This window comes from Bradyrhizobium sp. Ash2021, from assembly GCF_031202265.1.
GTDB lineage: Bacteria > Pseudomonadota > Alphaproteobacteria > Rhizobiales > Xanthobacteraceae > Bradyrhizobium.
On record NZ_CP100604.1, the window covers coordinates 5127357 to 5144490 of the forward strand.

At 59.7% G+C, this 17134-nt stretch carries 18 protein-coding genes and 2 pseudogenes; 4 read left to right on the forward strand and 16 right to left on the reverse strand.

Annotation, left to right across the window (positions count from 1 at the left end; genetic code table 11):
* The first annotated feature begins 199 nt into the window (after window positions 1–199).
* From NL528_RS24640 to NL528_RS24650, 3 genes and pseudogenes are all read left to right on the forward strand, one after another.
* Window positions 200–603 (forward strand): annotated as a pseudogene (locus NL528_RS24640) (hypothetical protein).
* A 38-nt stretch (window positions 604–641) separates the two neighbouring features.
* Entirely contained in the window at window positions 642–908 is a 267-nt protein-coding gene (locus tag NL528_RS24645; protein WP_309185027.1) for a hypothetical protein, read from the forward strand.
* Window positions 905–1051, forward strand: a complete 147-nt coding sequence (locus tag NL528_RS24650; RefSeq protein WP_309177045.1) for a hypothetical protein — start codon at window positions 905–907, stop codon at window positions 1049–1051. The genes NL528_RS24645 and NL528_RS24650 overlap by 4 nt, the downstream gene beginning before the upstream one ends.
* A 462-nt stretch (window positions 1052–1513) precedes the next feature.
* Here NL528_RS24650 and NL528_RS24655 read toward each other — a convergent pair.
* Both NL528_RS24655 and NL528_RS24660 read right to left on the reverse strand, forming a co-directional pair.
* Window positions 1514–2355 (reverse strand): annotated as a pseudogene (locus tag NL528_RS24655) (IS5 family transposase).
* 192 nt (window positions 2356–2547) lie between these two features.
* Window positions 2548–2742, reverse strand: a complete 195-nt coding sequence (locus NL528_RS24660) for a hypothetical protein (protein ID WP_309177047.1) — start codon at window positions 2740–2742, stop codon at window positions 2548–2550.
* Between the two features lie 899 nt (window positions 2743–3641).
* Here NL528_RS24660 and NL528_RS24665 point away from each other — a divergent pair.
* Complete coding sequence (locus NL528_RS24665; protein ID WP_309177048.1) at window positions 3642–3827, forward strand: hypothetical protein; 186 nt, start codon at window positions 3642–3644, stop codon at window positions 3825–3827.
* A gap of 758 nt (window positions 3828–4585) precedes the next feature.
* On the opposite strand, the gene NL528_RS24670 is transcribed toward NL528_RS24665, so the two are convergent.
* The 14 genes from NL528_RS24670 to NL528_RS24735 form a co-directional block, all read right to left on the reverse strand.
* Window positions 4586–4789: a cold-shock protein gene (locus tag NL528_RS24670; protein WP_074278311.1), complete on the reverse strand. Its 204-nt coding sequence runs from the start codon at window positions 4787–4789 to the stop codon at window positions 4586–4588.
* A 239-nt stretch (window positions 4790–5028) separates the two neighbouring features.
* On the reverse strand, window positions 5029–5232 hold the full coding sequence (locus tag NL528_RS24675; protein WP_309177049.1) for a cold-shock protein: 204 nt from the start codon (window positions 5230–5232) through the stop codon (window positions 5029–5031).
* Between the two features lie 1411 nt (window positions 5233–6643).
* Complete coding sequence (locus NL528_RS24680) at window positions 6644–7360, reverse strand: class I SAM-dependent methyltransferase (protein ID WP_309177050.1); 717 nt, start codon at window positions 7358–7360, stop codon at window positions 6644–6646.
* Complete coding sequence (locus NL528_RS24685) at window positions 7357–8427, reverse strand: hypothetical protein (protein ID WP_309177051.1); 1071 nt, start codon at window positions 8425–8427, stop codon at window positions 7357–7359. The genes NL528_RS24680 and NL528_RS24685 overlap by 4 nt, the downstream gene beginning before the upstream one ends.
* A 34-nt stretch (window positions 8428–8461) precedes the next feature.
* The gene (locus tag NL528_RS24690) at window positions 8462–9337 is read right to left on the reverse strand and encodes an HAD family hydrolase (protein WP_309177052.1); all 876 of its coding nucleotides are present in this window, start codon (window positions 9335–9337) and stop codon (window positions 8462–8464) included.
* Window positions 9334–10011 (reverse strand): hypothetical protein, encoded by a 678-nt coding sequence (locus tag NL528_RS24695; protein ID WP_309177053.1) that lies wholly within the window; start codon window positions 10009–10011, stop codon window positions 9334–9336. The genes NL528_RS24690 and NL528_RS24695 overlap by 4 nt, the downstream gene beginning before the upstream one ends.
* Window positions 10012–10521: 510 nt before the next feature.
* Window positions 10522–10806, reverse strand: a complete 285-nt coding sequence (locus NL528_RS24700; protein ID WP_309177054.1) for a recombinase family protein — start codon at window positions 10804–10806, stop codon at window positions 10522–10524.
* A gap of 33 nt (window positions 10807–10839) precedes the next feature.
* A protein-coding gene (locus NL528_RS24705; RefSeq protein WP_309177055.1) for an IS3 family transposase occupies window positions 10840–11993 on the reverse strand; the annotation gives its coding sequence in 2 pieces (ribosomal slippage) (window positions 10840–11735 and window positions 11735–11993; 1155 coding nt in all).
* Window positions 11994–12050: 57 nt separating this feature from the next.
* Window positions 12051–12224, reverse strand: a complete 174-nt coding sequence (locus NL528_RS24710; RefSeq protein WP_309177056.1) for a recombinase family protein — start codon at window positions 12222–12224, stop codon at window positions 12051–12053.
* 282 nt (window positions 12225–12506) lie between these two features.
* A complete protein-coding gene (locus NL528_RS24715; RefSeq protein ID WP_309177057.1) occupies window positions 12507–13562 on the reverse strand; it encodes a HupE/UreJ family protein in 1056 nt (351 codons plus the stop codon).
* Window positions 13559–14080 (reverse strand): hypothetical protein, encoded by a 522-nt coding sequence (locus NL528_RS24720; protein ID WP_309177058.1) that lies wholly within the window; start codon window positions 14078–14080, stop codon window positions 13559–13561. The genes NL528_RS24715 and NL528_RS24720 overlap by 4 nt, the downstream gene beginning before the upstream one ends.
* Entirely contained in the window at window positions 14077–15579 is a 1503-nt protein-coding gene (locus NL528_RS24725; protein WP_309177059.1) for a GldG family protein, read from the reverse strand. The genes NL528_RS24720 and NL528_RS24725 overlap by 4 nt, the downstream gene beginning before the upstream one ends.
* The gene (locus NL528_RS24730; RefSeq protein ID WP_309177060.1) at window positions 15576–16277 is read right to left on the reverse strand and encodes an ABC transporter permease subunit; all 702 of its coding nucleotides are present in this window, start codon (window positions 16275–16277) and stop codon (window positions 15576–15578) included. The genes NL528_RS24725 and NL528_RS24730 overlap by 4 nt, the downstream gene beginning before the upstream one ends.
* Entirely contained in the window at window positions 16274–17125 is an 852-nt protein-coding gene (locus NL528_RS24735; RefSeq protein WP_309177061.1) for an ABC transporter ATP-binding protein, read from the reverse strand. The genes NL528_RS24730 and NL528_RS24735 overlap by 4 nt, the downstream gene beginning before the upstream one ends.
* Window positions 17126–17134 lie beyond the last annotated feature (9 nt).

Below are 17134 nucleotides of genomic sequence, written 5' to 3' on the forward strand. Positions count from 1 at the left end.
GTGATCTTAGAATGGTCGCACGACAAAGACAGCGAACAGCCATAGCAGAAGCCTGCTTGTCTGCTTTCCAAACGGCCAACCTGCCTTGCTGATCTACCACGACGACCTACGCGACGGCTCAACGGGCCCAAAGGCGTCCACCTCAATCCACAAGCCGTAGCCGCTTGCCGATGCACGGAGACCGCGGCATCCTTGTGCGATGGGAGCCAAGTCGCGGGAAACCCTCTACGGCAATTCGATCCGGGCATCGGCGGAGCGCGCCAAGGAGGCGCGCAAGCAGGCTGATCGGCTCGCCTGTGAGGCCTGGAACCAGCGCATGCTCGGCCTTCGGGACCAGCGCAGCCCTCGCCTGCTCTAGGTGATGCGCTCAATGCTGGTTGCCGATATCTCGAAGTCAGATGCCTCGGCTGCGACACCTACCAGGCCGTCGCCCTCGACATTGTGCTGCGGCCGAAGTCGACGCCGATCCATGAACTAGAGCGCTACATGCGCTGCAAGGACTGCTCACAGTTCCGTGGCTACCCCTACAAGCCCTGTCATCTCGTGCCGAATAAGAAATCGGCGAGCGCCCCACCATCGACTTGGTGGCCCGAAGAGCGATGATACTTACCGTTGTCCAGGATCAGGCTATCGCAGGCCGCATGGCGCTCATCGTCGGCGGCACCACCTTCGACCGCCTATTTTCCAGCGCCGCGCTCTACATCACCAAGCTGCCCAAGGCCGAGCACACGGCCCCGGAGTGGCAGGCCGCGACGGAAGCGCTGATCCTGGTTGCAACACAGGGCGGCCCGACAATGTTCGCCCGGATCGGCGTCAGGCGCGCATTGAACCGCGGCCATGTTCGGGAGTTCAATCCAGGCCGCAAGGAGCATCACTGGGGGCGGAGGAAACTAAAGAGGGACCAATGACGGTTTGGATTTATGTCAACACCGGCAAGCTGGTTGGCGACCGCAATCACCTGACGGTCTTTGCGAGCGAGGCTGCGGCAGACACATGGCTTCAGGAAAATGACCCGGACGGCGTGGCATTCCAATATGAGGTTCTGGAATGAACCGTGTCGGCCGCCTTCAGCGCGAATGACCCCACAAGACTACGGCCCCCCTGCTCCTGATCGAACCTTGGCACTCGACTTGCTACGAAATCAACGCTGGGAAATTTCAGGGCCCAGCAATGTCTCAGCGCCGCTCAACCAGTATATTCGGCCGGGCGGCGTTGTGCGTTTCTGGGACTGCGTGGGTTAAAACGAGACGGCTGCAACGCCGCCGGGCGGTCGCGAGGAATGGTCCCTTCGTCTCACGACAGCAGACTGACCGATGACTGCGCAGAAAATGAGTTGAACAATCGCGAAATCAGCGAGTTCGAATTGACGGGTGAACAGCTGGATCAAGTGAGCGGCGGCTCGATGGATAACACGGACACGGCGTTTGCCATGGTAGCCCGGGCCCAAGCCCAGGGCGTCGTTAGGTCCCACGGCCGGTAACATCGCCCCAACCCCCTAAGAGTCTGTCCGGGATCATGCTGTTTTTTGACAGAGCTTTCTGAGCATGAGGCGGATTGAGGCAAGGCGCAAGAACGCCAAGGCCTTTCCGTTGAGGCACTCCCAATCCTTGGCCAAGCGGCGGCAGCGATTGAGCCAGGCGATGGTGCGCTCGACGATCCATCGCTTGGGCAAGACCGCAAAGCCCTTTGCTGTATCGGAACGCTTGACGATTTCCACGTCGATTTGCCGGAGGATTTTGCGAACGGCGGACTGAAAGATCGGCCCCTGGTAGCCGCCGTCGGCATAGAGCTTCAGCAGGAATGGATGCAGGCCAAACAGAGTGGCCATCACCAACACCCCGCCGTCTCGATCCTGGATGTCCGCCGAATGTACAAGGGCGTGGAGCAATAAGCCCTGGGTATCGACTAGGATGTGGCGCTTCTTGCCCTTGATCTTCTTTCCCGCATCGTAGCCATGCGGGTCAATCCACGCCCCCCTTTTTCCGCGCTCTTGACGCTTTGACTGTCGATGATGGCGGCGCTCGGGCTGGGTTCTCGGTTGGCCAACTCCCGACATTGTACATAGAGCGCGTGATGGATGCGATCGAGCGTGCCGTCCCAAGTCCACAAGTCAAAATAACCGTGCACCGTGCTGCGCGGCGGCAGATCCTTCGGGATCGCTCGCCATTGGCAACCGCTGCTCAGCACATACATCAGACCATTGACCACTTCACGCACATCCACCGTGCGCTTGTTGCCGCCTCGCTTGGCTGACGCAATCAGCGGCTCCACAAACGCCCATTCCTCATCGGTCAAATCGCTGGGATAGCGTAGCCGGCTGCGGTCGTAACGACCGCGGTTCTCTTTCGTCCACATCGGCGCTCCTTCAGATTCGGACCGCCTCCCTTGAATCACAAATGATTCCGATGATTCAACATGTTTTCGGACAGACACTAAGAGGCCGCCAACTCAGGCGGCCTTTTTCGTTTTTGCGGGGGCGCGGGACCGAAGCACCGCGGCGACTCTTGGAAGCCCGCTGGTGAGTCCGGGATTTGGGAGATGCTTGTGTCATTTGCCTTCCGAAATCCGCTGTAGGCCGTCCTTAGTCAGGACGATGCCGCCCAGGACATCCTTCGCATAGCCGATATCCTTGAGCCTGGATTGAATGCGGGACGGAATGTGATGGGTGATCGGATGCGCGGCGAGCTGCCGCAGGGCCTCAAATTCCAAATCATTTAGCTCTGGGGGCAGAATTTGATCCATGCCCCAAATATGCGCCCGGCTCGCACGTTTTCCAGTCAGTAAGTCTTCCACAACTACCAGAACTTGCGAAGGTCGCTGGTGAGTCCGGCTTTTGCGGGCTGGAATTTGCCGGGCTTCCCCCGGCAATCGCTCGGCGCGCCACGCTGGCGCGGCCGGGGAATCGTTTAAGCTGAGCCGGGCCGCGTAAATGTCAGAACCCTGCAAACCAGGATTTTTGTTTCATGGCCGATCAATCGAGATTCGAGCGTCCACCAGGACCTAATCGCCACTCTCGGAGCGAGCGTATCTTCGTCCTCACGTTGCTAGCCGTCGCCTTAATCGTACCTTTGGGCGTTTACGAAACTATTCCTGTGAAGCAGCACAAAGCGACCGCACCACCACCAGATCCGACTGCTCAAGCGATCCATGACCTGCAGGCGTCCCTACAGCAGGCCGTCGGTCAACTGAGGGCCCTTCAACAAACGGTCTCATCCGATCGGGCCGAGATGAAGCGGTTGTCCGACGACGTCACAGCGTTGAGCGCCCAAATCGAAGTCCTACAACAATCGTTCGCGAGTACTCAGCAGGTTCCTGCACTTCAGCCAACAGAGCCCCCAAGGCAGAAGCGCGCGACGGCCCGATAACCCGATAACGGATCACCCGGCCCCACCACCCGGCTTGAGACGGCCGCTGGCGTGGTTTGGTCTGCGGGCTGTCATGTGCCGGTCGATCGGCGCCTGCGCATGGGCGAGTCCGCGTGGCCGGGCAGCCGCGCGAACCGCCGCTGGGTTGAGATCAGCGGCGGCTTGTATTCGCGTCAGTGACCACCAGAAGGTCGCAGTGATCGTGGCGAGTTGGGGTTAATAAACCTGCAACGCTGCTGGGCATAAGATGTAGCCTACTCGCTGCCGGGCGCCGAAATGACTGAATACGTCATCAAGGAAATTGGCCGTCATCAGTGGCTCGTGTTTGCCGATCGGCAAAGCATTGCTTTCTGCGCCGACGAAGACGAGGCGGTGAAAGTGATGACCGAACATAGTGCCCGTTGCCGACAATCAGGTGACTCAACGGGTAATTGGCCAGAAGAACACCCGGCGGCTCCGTAACGCGCTGGGCGCGGGACCGAAGCCCCGCCGTCGTGTTCCACATCCCTGTGGCATAGCTGTTGCAATTATGGCTGGGAATTGCCAGGGACCCAGTTTGAGACAGGGCACCGCCGGGACAAAGCATTTCGAGCCCGGCGGCGTATCTTTTAAGGACTACCGGCACAGCCGCCCTAGCGTGGCCCGCCAGCCGCTGCCGGTTGTGCTTCCTCATCGATCGGCGCCAACGCATGGGCGAGTCTGTGCCGCTGTCACCAACATGCACTTCATCCATAACTCCGCTCTTTGAGCAAGCGCGCATGGGCACATAACGCAGAAACCCGCCGGGGGTTGAGGTCGGCGGGTCTCCGTATTCTCGCGGGGGGGGGGGGGGTGGGGACTATCCGCGATTGAGCCAATGCGTAGCAATCCGTAATTAACAATTTATTAGGATTGCACCTTGTTGCCCCCGATTCGGACGACAACGGGGCCCTCTGCGTCAGGTCCGGCTCGGCGAGGAGTGTTTGGCGACAAGGAGCATCTTGAAAGTCTTCGCGAGCGAGGATGCAAGCTGCAATTGCGGCGCGCCGTTGATGTCGAAAGCGCAGCGCGCGGCGGAGGCAATTGCCGCCGACCCCCGCAAGTCGGATAGGGCGATTGCCCGCGAGATCGGCGCAAGTCCAACAACCGTTGGTGAAGCCAGATCCCAACTGTCCACCGCTGGACAGTTGGAGCCCCGCGTCGGCATCGACGGCAAGCAGCGCCCGATGCGCCCTGGTCCGTTAGCCGATTCTCAAATTTTCCGCGGACGTCTTGCCCCGGTTTTCCTTCTCTTCGTAACTGACCTTTGCACCCTCAGCCAGCGAACTGAAGCCGGCTTTCTCCACCGCGGAAATGTGCACGAACACGTCCTTGCCGCCGCTGTCCGGCTGAATAAAACCATACCCTTTGGTTGGATTGAACCACTTCACAGTACCTATCGCCACGTCCGCACTCCCCTTTTTAACACGGTGACAACCGAGGTCGGTCACCCAGGAAAACCGCAAGAAAAACCCGCCGGCGTGATCCCGCCTGCGCATACTGATCACTAGGAGCGGCCCGGCGCGCGGTGAGTGGTGAACGACACGCGTGGGGCCCAGCCATCCCCTTGACCCGCTAGGCATGGCCAGACTTGCCTGTAAGGACGATTCGTGGCGAAAAGCCGCTTGAGCGGCGGATCCAAGCCTTAGCCCAGTCTTAGGTTTCCGGCCGATTCTTTGCCGCGATCGGCAATGATTTCGTAGCTCACCTTAGCGCCCTCAGCGAGCGAACTGAAACCGGCTTTCTCAACCGCGGAGATATGGACGAACACGTCCTTGCCACCGTTGTCGGGCTGAATAAATCCAAAACCCTTCGTTGCATTGAACCACTTCACTGTACCTATCGCCACGTCGATCCTCCCTTTCGATTCGAAGACGCGAAAGGATGGTGCCAGAAATTCGCCGAAAGAAAGGGGCCCGGCGGTGTGAACCGGCGGGCCTTGGTGTCTAACTCCAAGCGGCTCACCGTCCGGCTATCTCCCTGTCGATCTTCAGGCTTTTGAGCATCGCGCGTGCACGCGTGGTTAGTTTGCCAGGCCCCTTCTTGGGCGCGACTTTCGCGCGCGGTCTGCTGCTGTAGGCTGCCGCCATGGCCGCGGAAGAGAAGCCCGATCGCGCTAAAGAGGCGCAAGCCTGGTCGGTCTCACGTCGAGAGGGTTCAGCAGGTCATCGAGACAGCGTCCTTTTGTCTCAGTTGCGCAACACTTGCGGTGTTCCTTGAGCGGAACAGCACTTTTGACTCCACACTGGACGAAACTCGGATCAGTCTTCTTAAACCGGGGGGCTGGGTGGCGGCGGCGCACTTGATCCCGGTGGCCGCGGCGCGAGAATGCCCGCGGCCTTTTCACAATTGATCGAACGTCGTGCCACGCGGGTCCTCAAAGGTCTCGTTACCTGTGGGGGAACGATCAGGAGGGATTGACCAACTTCGCGCCTTCGCTAGGTATATGCGCCGATCAAGTGCGCGCTTTCCCAGCAATACGACCGCGCATTCCTATCGCGATATCCGAGTATCCATGAAGGACAGGATCAGGTCGTCGGGAGCAACCTCGCGCATCGAATCGTAAAAGGGATTTCGAGAGAGGGATTTCGAGCGTCGTTGGCGTTGCGCTTGGGCGACCATAAATGTCCACCCTCGATTTCATGGCGGTAAGTCTGATTTTGATTCGCCCACCAGCAGCGCATTGAGGAAGTCTATCCTCGGTGGGTCTTGAGGGGAAGTTGCCGGCCTGGGACTCATTTGCGCCCAGCTAAAAGCGAACAACCCCTGCTCAATGCCTATGCCCGCCGGCTGCTGGAGCCAGACTGTTCATGTGACGCCCACCACCCGCTGTACCACACTGGTGCCTATACTGAGCTTCCGGCCGATCTTGAGGATCCCATCCCCGCTGGCCCTCAATTCCAGTATCCACCGGCCCGTGGCTGTGGTGGCATTCCCCTCCGCATCATCGCCATCTCGCGCTGGCCACCGTCATTGCGCAACCTGGAGCCGGGTAGTCGTAGAATACCCTGGGCATCGGCGACAGGTGCCGGCGTAGTGGTTTATCACCCGGAACGGCGCGACGATCGCGGCCTGATTTTTGCGATGATCGAATAGAGATTGCACATCAGCGCATCGACAAAAGTACGATGGCCGGCACGACAAGCTATCCCGCAATGACCAAAGAGGCGACAGCCCCAGCCGTTATTCTAGCCTTCTCCTTCGTGGAGTAACCGCGCCTTGTCAGGCCGACACCGGCCCTAGTCGGCCTGAGTCCGGCCCTACCTCTTTTTGACGGCGAGGCCGCGAACCAGCGGCAAGGGGCTGGTTTTCCCCTCGAACAATAGCTTTGACGAGAGCGGTCCCGACAAATGCGCTGCGTCAAGCTCTTGCATCTCGTCCAAATAGAGCCCGACACCGCCAATCATCTGGCTTTGCGTCGCCACAGACGGAATATCGGAACGAACAAGAGCCTTGGCGCCATTCGCCAATACAAACTCAGCCACCCTCCGATGCGATTCCCCACGGAACCTCTCGGACCATTCCCAAGCGGGTGTCGTGAAGAGGCAAACTCCTCCTGATCTTAGCAAGCGGCTCACCTCCTGCCAAAAGTTCGCATCGTTGTAGGGATCCCCAAGCGACGACACGATCAGTTCAAAACTTGTACGCGGCAGTCCCGTGCTGGTGGCGTCCGCGACGAGCAATCTTGCACCGCGCCGCCCCCAATCCCGCGAGTGTTCGAGCATTCGCGGAGACTGATCTAGCAACGTGACGTGCGAGAGGGGCAATTTATTCGCGGCCACAATCGGAGCCACGATCGATCGGCCCGTACCGACCTCCAGAATGGCCTTCGCGGCGGGAGCATATTTTTGAATTCGCGGAACTAGGAAGGCGGCGCTCAATTCAAAAAAATTGGCGCATGTCGGATGACGAGCAGCATCATAATATTCCGCCGCAATGTCATCGTAGGTGGAGAGTGCGGTGCTAAAAGTGCTCATTGCAGGGTACGTGTGATCTCCAGGTCGGGTGCCGCAATGCGCAACGGTACAAGAGCACGTTCCAACGCGCGAGAGAGCGCCAAAGTTTCTGCCTCATTTTCCAGGGTATCTGCCACTTTCACGGCCACTGCGTCGGTCCCGAAACCTTCGGCAGTTGTCGAATCGACGAATAAAATTCCGACCGGCAAATGGTCCTCGTTTCTCAGGATGACGCACAAGTCCCCCGGCCGTTCGCGCGTCTGGCTGACTTCACTGCGCATAAAGCCCCACTGCTCGATCAATTGGCGCACCGCATTCGGCCCTGCCACAACCGCGTTTCCGCGACCCATCGATTCGCCAAGTCTCCAGCAACGTCCAATGATGCCGAATCGCTGCGAGAAACGGCGGTGGGCACTCCCGCCGGGTCGGCTATCGGTCGGATAATAGTTGACCAGTTGGTACAAGTAGCTTGAAAAAACTATGTCAGGGACATGGATTGTGCCCCGCACATTGTCGGGCAAAGCGGGAATGTGATGAGCCTGCAATACCCTAGGAAGTGCGTCATCCATGACCCTGCTCAAATGCGTAGAGATCAGCTGAACCGAGGCCATTCTTTGGTATTCGTCTTTCGCCCTCGCGACCAGTTCGTCGAACGAATCTCGTAAGTATTCGCGAATTTCGTCAACAGCGTCTTCACTGATCTGCATCTCCACGCCGCCGGCACTGATCTTGCGCACGACCTTGGGAAAGAGTCCGAATATTCGCTTGCCGGTCCTGCTGAACAAGAGCATGACGACAATGAGCAGCAGACAAAATGGCCATGCAACTGCTCGTACCAATTGAACCCAATCGCTCGGACGATCCTTGACTTCCTTAGTCTCCTTCGTCTCTTTGATCGGCGCAGCAACCGTGGGCGGGGTTGGCGATGGGGCCGGTGCGCTTGCAGGCCTCGGCGATGTCGTCGCGGGTGGCGATGGGGCTGGCTGGCCCTGTTGGACCGGCTGTCCAAATCCCGGCTCAAGTGCACTGACCATCATAACGGCAACCAAGGTCAGCGCGCGAAATACCGAGCTTCGATCTTCCTTCATGGCTTTCCCCGGCTAATCCATTCCACGCGGCGACTTAGGCGTTAACCGTCCTTGCTCGCGGCCCTTCTAGCACTCCAAGAAGTTCCGATATCGAGTTTTCGCAAGTGAAGTCGGGGGTGATCGTCGACGCTTCCTGCGCGAAATTGCGCTCGCGGACAATATCTTCGTCGGTCCAGTGAGAGATCCTAACGAGCCTATCATACATGGCGGGATCGCGGTGGACGCCATATTTTGCCCAGATCGCAAAGCATCCTGCTCTCCTTGCCATCAAAACATCTTTGGAGATGCTGTCGCCAACGTAGGCAATTGACGATGGCTTGGTCTTTTCGTTCTTTGCGATGTCGTTGAGCACCGCGGGATCGGGCTTGGTCTCACTAGCAGGCAATTCAGTGGTGATGGCGGCCAAGTTATCGACTGGCGATTCTGCCAAAGGAGTTAGCATGCTCTCGCTTTTCGCTCGACAGAATATCCTCTCAAAAACATCTACGAGATCTAACTGACGAACCCTGCGGAGCGTCGCGAAGTAGCTGCTGTCCGTGAAAGCCACCAATCTTATTCCCCGGGAACGCAGTTCGTTGAGCGTGGGTCGCACCCCTGGAAACAATGCGAGATTATGTTTCCGTGCTTTATTGAATGCGTGGAACGCTGGATCCAGAATACTTCGGGCTTCGGCAGGGCTACTCTTGCGAGAGAGCTCCCGAATAGTTTCGGTTTCCAGAAGGCTGAATGGGTGCTCCACATCGTGATGCTTGATGTGCACTGCTCGTAGCTCGTCAAGCAAGACCTCCCGATCGCACTTCAAGATAGAAGTGGCTGCATCAACCATGGAATAAAATGCAGGAAGAAAAGACGCGTACCAATCATATAGAGTATTATCGAGATCAAAGACAGCTACGTCGACTTGTTTCATCCTGCCGCTTTCAGGAAGTTGCTTGCTACGAAGACAAGAAATGCCAGGAACGCAAGCAAACCGAAAAGGAAATTATAGAAGCCTTTGAGTTTTTCGCCAGCGTTACGTTTATCTTCCCCCCAATAGCGATATTGACCATCTCCGTCGGGTTTGGCAGCAGCATCAGAGTGTCGACTGAAATGGGAGATCGCTTGGGTCATTCCTTTTTGCAGTCCAACGATATGCCTGATGTGCTTTTCCTCAAGATCTTCACCGAAAGTAACCGCTCCTCGAAGCATCTGGTGATAGACACCAAGGTCAAGCCGCCGGACGGCATAGACGGCCGCTGCTGCCGCAATGATGATCGCCAACGATACATGCAAGATTATCGAGTGCCCGCAAACCGAGTACGAGTATGCGGAGATCGAGCGCGAGGCGGCCGCTTCAGCGTCGGAGCCTGCTGGCGTAGATCGAATGAATAGATAAAGCGCGGCACCTAAGCTGGCCGCGACGAACGTCAGGCCGAGCTGCCTGGATTTCACGCACATATCGTTAAAGTGCTTTTGGGTGTCGACCGCTTGTTTCCAAATCTCGATCAGTAGTTTGTTGCGTTTGTCGACCGCGTCATCATCCGGCGCCGTGGCGCTAGGGTTGGACGGCTGCTCGTCTTCATCGTCATCAACAATTCCCGACAATTTCACCCCCGGTCAGTTGTTCTCAAGCGCGCCGGTGCCAGCTGGACCGTGAGCGCGGACCCGCCCACCCGCGTATGACAGCAATAGATTGAGATTATACAGGAATGCAACCGGAAACCGACCCTGCCGCACCCTCTTAAGATAATAAGCGAACCGCTTGCGGAGAAGCATGGACCCCTCGTTTGGCGTGGTTTCTCCTTAAACTCATGTTCAATTCGGATGCCAAGCCGAAGCATCAAGCGCCTCAGCAAACTGAAAGCGCCAAGGCGCCAAAGAAATCCCGCATTTTACGGCCGCTTGCAAACAAATCCGAAGACACATCTTTGGCTGCGACCAAAGTTTCTGGAAATCTGTTGAGTTCCGATGAAATAGCCAGGCGACTGTCTTCCCTTGGCCGAATCGTGCGCGGGAGCTAAGCGGGCGCTTGTTCCTGTTAGTTAGCCCAATCTACTGATTGTGCTGTGACTGACATTGTATGAACGGGCTATGTCAGTTAGCACCTCTCCCGCCTCACGGCGGGCGATTGCCTCTCGTCGCTGGCTTACGACCGAGGATTACCCCCCTCGCCTTCGCGCGCTCGCGTCCCTCCCCCGTTCGGATCCGGATCAGCTCCCGCTCGAACTCGGCAAGCCCGCCCAATACGGTCAGCATAAGACGACCGTGCGCTGTCGTCGTGTCGGCCCAAGTATCCCTGAGAGATTTGAAGCCGGCCCCCTTTTCGGCAATCGTACCCAGCAGATTGAGTAGATCTCGGGTAGACCGCGCCAAACGATCGAGCCGGGTGACAACCAGCACGTCTGAGCTGCACCCGGTTCTGTTGACACCTGCTTAAGCTAATCCAGCCTGCTGCTCGAACTCCATAGGGCTCAAATATCCGATCGTCGAGTGCCGGCGTTTCGGATTGTAGAAGCGCTCAATATAATCGAAGACGTCAGCCTTGGCGTCATCCCTCGTTCGGTACACTCTGCGCGTAGTCCGCTCGGTCTTCAATGACGAGAAGAAGCTCTCCATCGCCGCGTTATCCCAGACGTTGCCTGACCGGCTCATCGAGCAGACGACGCCGTGATCGGCCATCAGCCGCTGGAACTGTTCGCTGGTGTATTGGCTGCCGCGATCGGAATGATGCAAGAGCGCGTCCGGTTTGCCCCGTCGCCAGATCGCCATCACCAGGGCGTCAGTGACGAGCTGGGCCGTCATCGCTGCGTTCATCGACCAACCAACCACACGGCGGGAGAAGAGATCGACGACAGCGGCAACATAGAGCCAACCCTCCGCTGTCCACACGTACGTGAAGTCAGCGATCCATTTGCGGTTGGGAGCGGACGCATCGAAGCTGCGGTCGAGCACGTTGGGAGCGACGGCGGCGACCTGCCGCTCACCCAGATCGGGCGGCAGTCGCCGCCGTCGTGGACGGGCTTTGAGAGCCTGTAGCCGCATCAAACGCTCGATCCGATGCAGTCCACACAACCCGCCTTCCGCCAACATGTCGTGCCACACTCGCCTCGCGCCATAGGTTCGATCGCTGGCGAGGAAACTGGCGCGAACCTTCGCGCCCAACTCCTCATCGCTCCGGCTGCGTTGGCTGCGCGGCCGTGTCAGCCAGGCATAGAACCCACCCCGCGAGACACCGAGCGCCCCGCACAACCATTCCGCCGGCCAGATCCCCCGGTGCTTCGCGATGAAGGCGAACTTCATGTTGATTCCTTCGCGAAGTAGGCCGCGGCTTTTTTTAGGATGTCCCGTTCGGCTCTCAGCTTGGCGACCTCGCGCTTGAGCTGCGCGATCTCCAACTGCTCCGGCTTCATCTGGCCCTGGCCGGGGAATGCATGCTGCGGATCGTCCGCCAGCTGCTTCACCCAATTGCGCAACTGCGTTGGATGAACGCCAAGGTCTGCTGACGCCTGCGCATACGACACGCCGCGCTCCTTGATCAGGCGTACAGCCTCAAGCTTGAACTCTCGCGTAAACTGCCGTCTCTCCATGACACACCTCCTGCTCCATAAAACACCTAACTCGGTGTCCTCGGAACCGGGTGCAGCTCAGTCCCCCTTAGCTAAAGCAGCAATTAGTCGAGACAGCTGCTTGCGGTCGGACTGCGCGCCGCTGATCTTTTCCTGAAAAACCTTCTCGCATTTGGCGGATTTAAGCTCGGCTATTTGTGCCGTCAGTGACTGACCATCCGTGCTCACTCGAGCGTATCCATAGACGGCCATTTCGCTCTCCATTTCGCACATATATTATGCACACCATTAGCACCTGAAAAGGTGCGTTTCCTGCACAGCGATGTGTGGGACCACATCGTTTTACAGAAAACGATGACGGACCTCCGCATTAGCCTTTAATAGCCCTGCAGCGCAGGCGGCGTTAAAAAAATCGACTTTCGCGAGATTTTTCGACCAGTTCGATTTTCGACTTTTGCAAACGTATCTGCCAAAAACAGATATGAGGTCACACGATAGGTTGAGCGAGCTTTTTGGAATGGCCTGGTTTTCACCTTAGTCGACAAAGATGCGTTCGACCAACCAGTAGGTGCCGATCGTGGCCACCGTCAGCGACGCGATGCGCGGGGTCAGCTGCGCGCCGCGCCCGCGTGTCAGCCACATCAGTGCCGGCAGGAAGACGGCGACGAAGAGTAGCTGCCCGATCTCGACACCCAAATTGAAACCCACCAGTCCGCGTACCAGCATCGCCCCCTTCAGGCCCAGCTCGCCAAGTGCGGAGGCAAACCCCAAACCGTGCACAAGGCCGAAACCGAAACTCCAGATCCATCGCCCCCGGTCGGGCTCGGCCGCGAAGAGATTCTCCAACGCAACCCAGACGATCGTCGCCGCAATTAGCGGCTCGATGATGCGGCCAGGAACCGTCACAATGCCCATCGTCGCGACCGATAACGTCACGCTGTGAGCCAATGTGAAGGCCGTGACGATGCGCACCACCGACCATACGTTTCGGGCAGTGGCGAGGAGCGCGACGAGGAACAGCAGATGGTCATAGCCGGTGAGGATGTGCTTGATACCGAGCTCGATGAAGTCGAACCAGCCCGTCGCGGCCGTGCGGTCGATGTCCACGGTGGCGGTCCTCGACGCCTCCCCGAAGGTCACCTGGCGCTCGCCGCTCGGCGTGCGGAGATTGCCGAGGGTCTGGTAGTGCTCGCCCAGGAAGGCGCTCCAGTCTTCGGTGATGTCGAGGCGACCGTGTGAGGCGTCGCACGTGAAGTCGATCTCGACCGTTGCGCGCGTCTCGTTTGCGCCGGCGCCGCCAATGCGTACCCGCCCCGTCCGGCAGCGGCCGCCGGCGACGTCGATCATGACACTCCTGCGAGCCGCTTCGGCCACCGTTTCGGCCGCCGCGCGGTCGCCGTTGGCTGCAGCGGTGAGGATGGCCGCGGACGCAGCCGGCAGTTCAGGCAGGGCGACGGAAAGCGCATAGAGTATCCGATCGCCTGCGAATTCGATGCGCAGCAATCCCGTCGTGGTCACATGCGCAACAGCGTCGCCGCAGCCGTTGAGCGCCAGCCAGAGTGCTGCCCATCGCATGAGCCTCGCCGTCACGGCGCTTCTCCTGTCCGCTCCCATTCTTCGGCCACGAAGGCTGGCAGCAGTGCGATCTGCGAACTCCCGTCAACCCTCGCATAGTGCGACAGGCCCATCGGATTGGTGACGCCGAACGAAATGGCGAAGACCGAAGCCTCGGGCCCACTCACAATGACGCGCATCCGGGGCGGCGCGAGGCCGTACTGCGCCGCGCCGACCTGCGTGACTTCTGCCTCTGTCAGGACACGGTCCGGCCCCGAATTGCGCAAGAGCGTGAGCGCGTTGTTGAGGCGTACCTCGAAACCTGCTGCGGCTATCCCCTGCGTCGCGCGCCAGCCGTCCTGCGCGCGCACGAAATGCCAATGGCCGCGCGGGGCGGCGACATCGATCTCCCGCACGTCCTCAACCGGGATCATCATCAGTCCCTTCGGCGTGAACGGCTCAAGCCCTGGGCCGCTGCGACCGCCGGTAAACGCGAGTGCTACGAGGAAGGCTGTGGCGCCGAGCGCGGCTGCCGCCCAAGCCAGCCTGCTCATCGCCGCCACCCCCACATCGCGGCGCCGGCAAGCGCGATCACTCCGGGCATCAGCAGAACCGTGATGAAGAAGATGCCGCGCATCTGTTCGCCGGTGAGCGAGACCGTGGGAAGCACTTCGACGGGCGGTTTCATCGCCGGCGCTCGCTCTTCGTGCGTGAGCCACGAGACTTCTGCCAGCACGGCGTCGGAGTTGGCCAAGTAGGGAAAGAAGGAATTGGAAGCGAAATCAGCGTCGCCCACGACGATCATGCGGAAAGTTGCTGCCGTCGATTGGCTCAGCCGCCCCTCGGCGGCGAGAGCGACGATCTGTGATGAGCGCGGCCCGGACTTCGCCTGCGATTGGTCACCCAGACGATTTGCGATGACGTAGCTGTCGGCGCTGCTGGCTGCCAGCGGCGTCACCTGCACGTTCGCGGCGGGCAGGACCTCCAGCGGACGCGCGCCAGGATAGAACGAGAGCGCCAGTCCCCGCGTGGCAGGATGGAGGCCGTAGCGGGCTATGGCGATCATCTGCTCGTCAGTGAAATAATGCTCCGTTGGATCGACGATCACACCGTCGCACACCTTGATGCCGGCGCTGGCAAGCAGGGCCGTAATGCTCTCGTCGAGCGTGTAGTCCGGTTCGATCAAGAACATCGCAGATCCGCCGCGCTCCAGATAACGGCGCAGCACGTCGGTTTCTCCGGGGCTGTAGGGGGTCCGCGGATTAGCTTCAACGATCAGGGCACAATCATCCGCGATCGGCTGCCCGGTCGCGAAGGAGACCTTGCGGGCGACGAGGCCCAGCTTCTCGATGGCCCGTCTCAGGCGGCCGAGACCGTGCTGCTCCATCTGCACGACACCGGCGCCGGAGGCGTCATGGCTGTGGGTGTGCGTGCCTTCGAAATGCGTGTGGAACTCGAAATTGTCGATGTCGTATTCGCCGTGACCCGCCGCAAAGCAGATGACGACCTGGCGTTTGCGCAATAGTCGCAACACGCCGAGCGCAATCTCGCGATCGTCGGTGGTGATCACTTCGACACGGCGCTCGCCGAGGCGCAGCACCGCGGAATTGTAGGTCCGAACGCCTTGGCTGCTAGCCAGCGCCGGATTCTGGTCGGCATCAATTAGCTGCACGCGGAAATTCGCGTTCTGTCGCGCGAGTTGCCGCAACATTGCACCAAGTGCGAGCGCGGCTGGATTCTGCTTCTGGAAGAAATACGCTACCTCGACCGGTTCGTTGAGACCACGCATGACCTCGCGCGCCTCGGCCGAAGGCGTGAAGGCTTTTTCGTGAGTGAGGTCGAGGTGCGCGTCGTGGCGGAACAGCGCCACATTGGCGAGGATCGCGACCGTCAGGGCGGCGGCGGTAACCAGCGTGGCAGAGGCGACGCGACTGGCGAAGGCCAGCCTCACCGGCAATTTCAGTCCAGCCGCAAAGAGCAGCGCCAGCGCCAGGATGACTCCGGCAAACCAGCCGAGATTGATCCAATCGTTGAACACTTGCTGGTCGATCATCGCTGCGCAAGCCCCCAAGCGGTGAGGAAGAGCGCAAGCATGCTTGCGGTGACGAAATAGCCGATGTCGGACAGGAACACCGAACCGCTGACCATCGGCTTGAAGTGGCCGATCAGGGAGAGATTTATCGCAACGCTGTCGAAGGGCGGCGGCAGAAGATAGGACACCGAATCGGCGAACCAAAGCATCAGGAATGCGCCGATCGACAACGCCGCTGCGACGACCTGGCTCTCGGTGATGCTCGACATCAGGAGGCCGACCGCGACCAGGAGCGAGGCGTGGAGCGCCAGCGCCAGATAGCCCGCGTAGATCGGTCCCCAGTCCGGCTCACCATAGCGGTCGAGGATGACAGCGTAGACGAGCGTCAGCGCGAAAATTCCCATCACCAGCGTCAGCGTAGCGGCATATTTCGCCAGCACGACCGAAAGTTCCCGAACCGGCGCGGTGAGCAGCAGTTCGAGCGTCTCCGATCGCCGCTCCTCGGCGAAGGTGCGCATCGTCAGCACGGGCACCAGCAGGATCGACAGCACATACATCTGGTGAAAGATGTATTGCAGGTTCGCGACCTTGGTGACGAACAGCGTGAGGCTGAACGTATAGCCAAGCACAAGCAGGAACACGGCGGCAACCGTGTAGCCTATCGGCGACGTCAACGTCGCATTCAGCTCCTTGGCGAAGAGGATGCGCAGCGTTCTCATGTCAGCGACAAAAACCAGCCTTCGAGATCCGGGGTGTCGGCCATGGCCCGGACGCCGAGCAACCGGCCGTTGAGCATCACCGCCACCCGGTCGGAGGTCTTCTCCACCTCGCTGAGGATATGCGAACTCATGAGGACCGTATGGCGCCCCGCAAGCGAGCGGATTAGCTCCCTCATTTCGATAATCTGGCGTGGATCCAGCCCGTTGGTCGGCTCATCGAGAATCAGGATGTCGGGATCGTGGATCAAAGCCTGGGCAAGGGCAGCGCGCTGGCGGTAGCCGCGCGACAAAGCGCGCGTCGGCTTGTCCACGACAGCGCCCAGCGCGAGGCGGTCGACCACCCGCTCCACGGCGGAGCCGACCGCCTTTTCCGGCAGCCCGCGCAGCCGCGCCATGAATGCGAGGAATTCGCCGACGCGCATCTGCCGGTAGAGAGGCGCCGATTCCGGCACATAGCCGATATGCCGTCGCACCGCGAGCGAATCGCGCACGGCATCGAGACCTGCCACCGTGAGCTGCCCTGCGGAAGGCAGCAGATAGCCGGCGAGCAGCCGCATGAAAGTGGTCTTGCCAGAACCGTTCGGCCCCAACAGGCCGAACACCTCGCCGTAGCGGATGTCGAGCGTGAGCTGGTCGAGCGCTGTGACCGAGCCGTAGCGTTTGCTTACGCCGACAGCCGAAATGGCCGGAACATCCGTCGTTCGGGCCGGCGCATCGTCGGGCGGCGCCGCGTCAATTGACGAGATAATCATGCAGCGCCTCGAAAGAGCAGCACCTGCCGTGCAGCAGGCTTGCTGCTGCGTCGCCCCGGCGGGCTCTCGCCTGGAGGTCTGGTGCGAGCGCTCCAACCGGGAGAG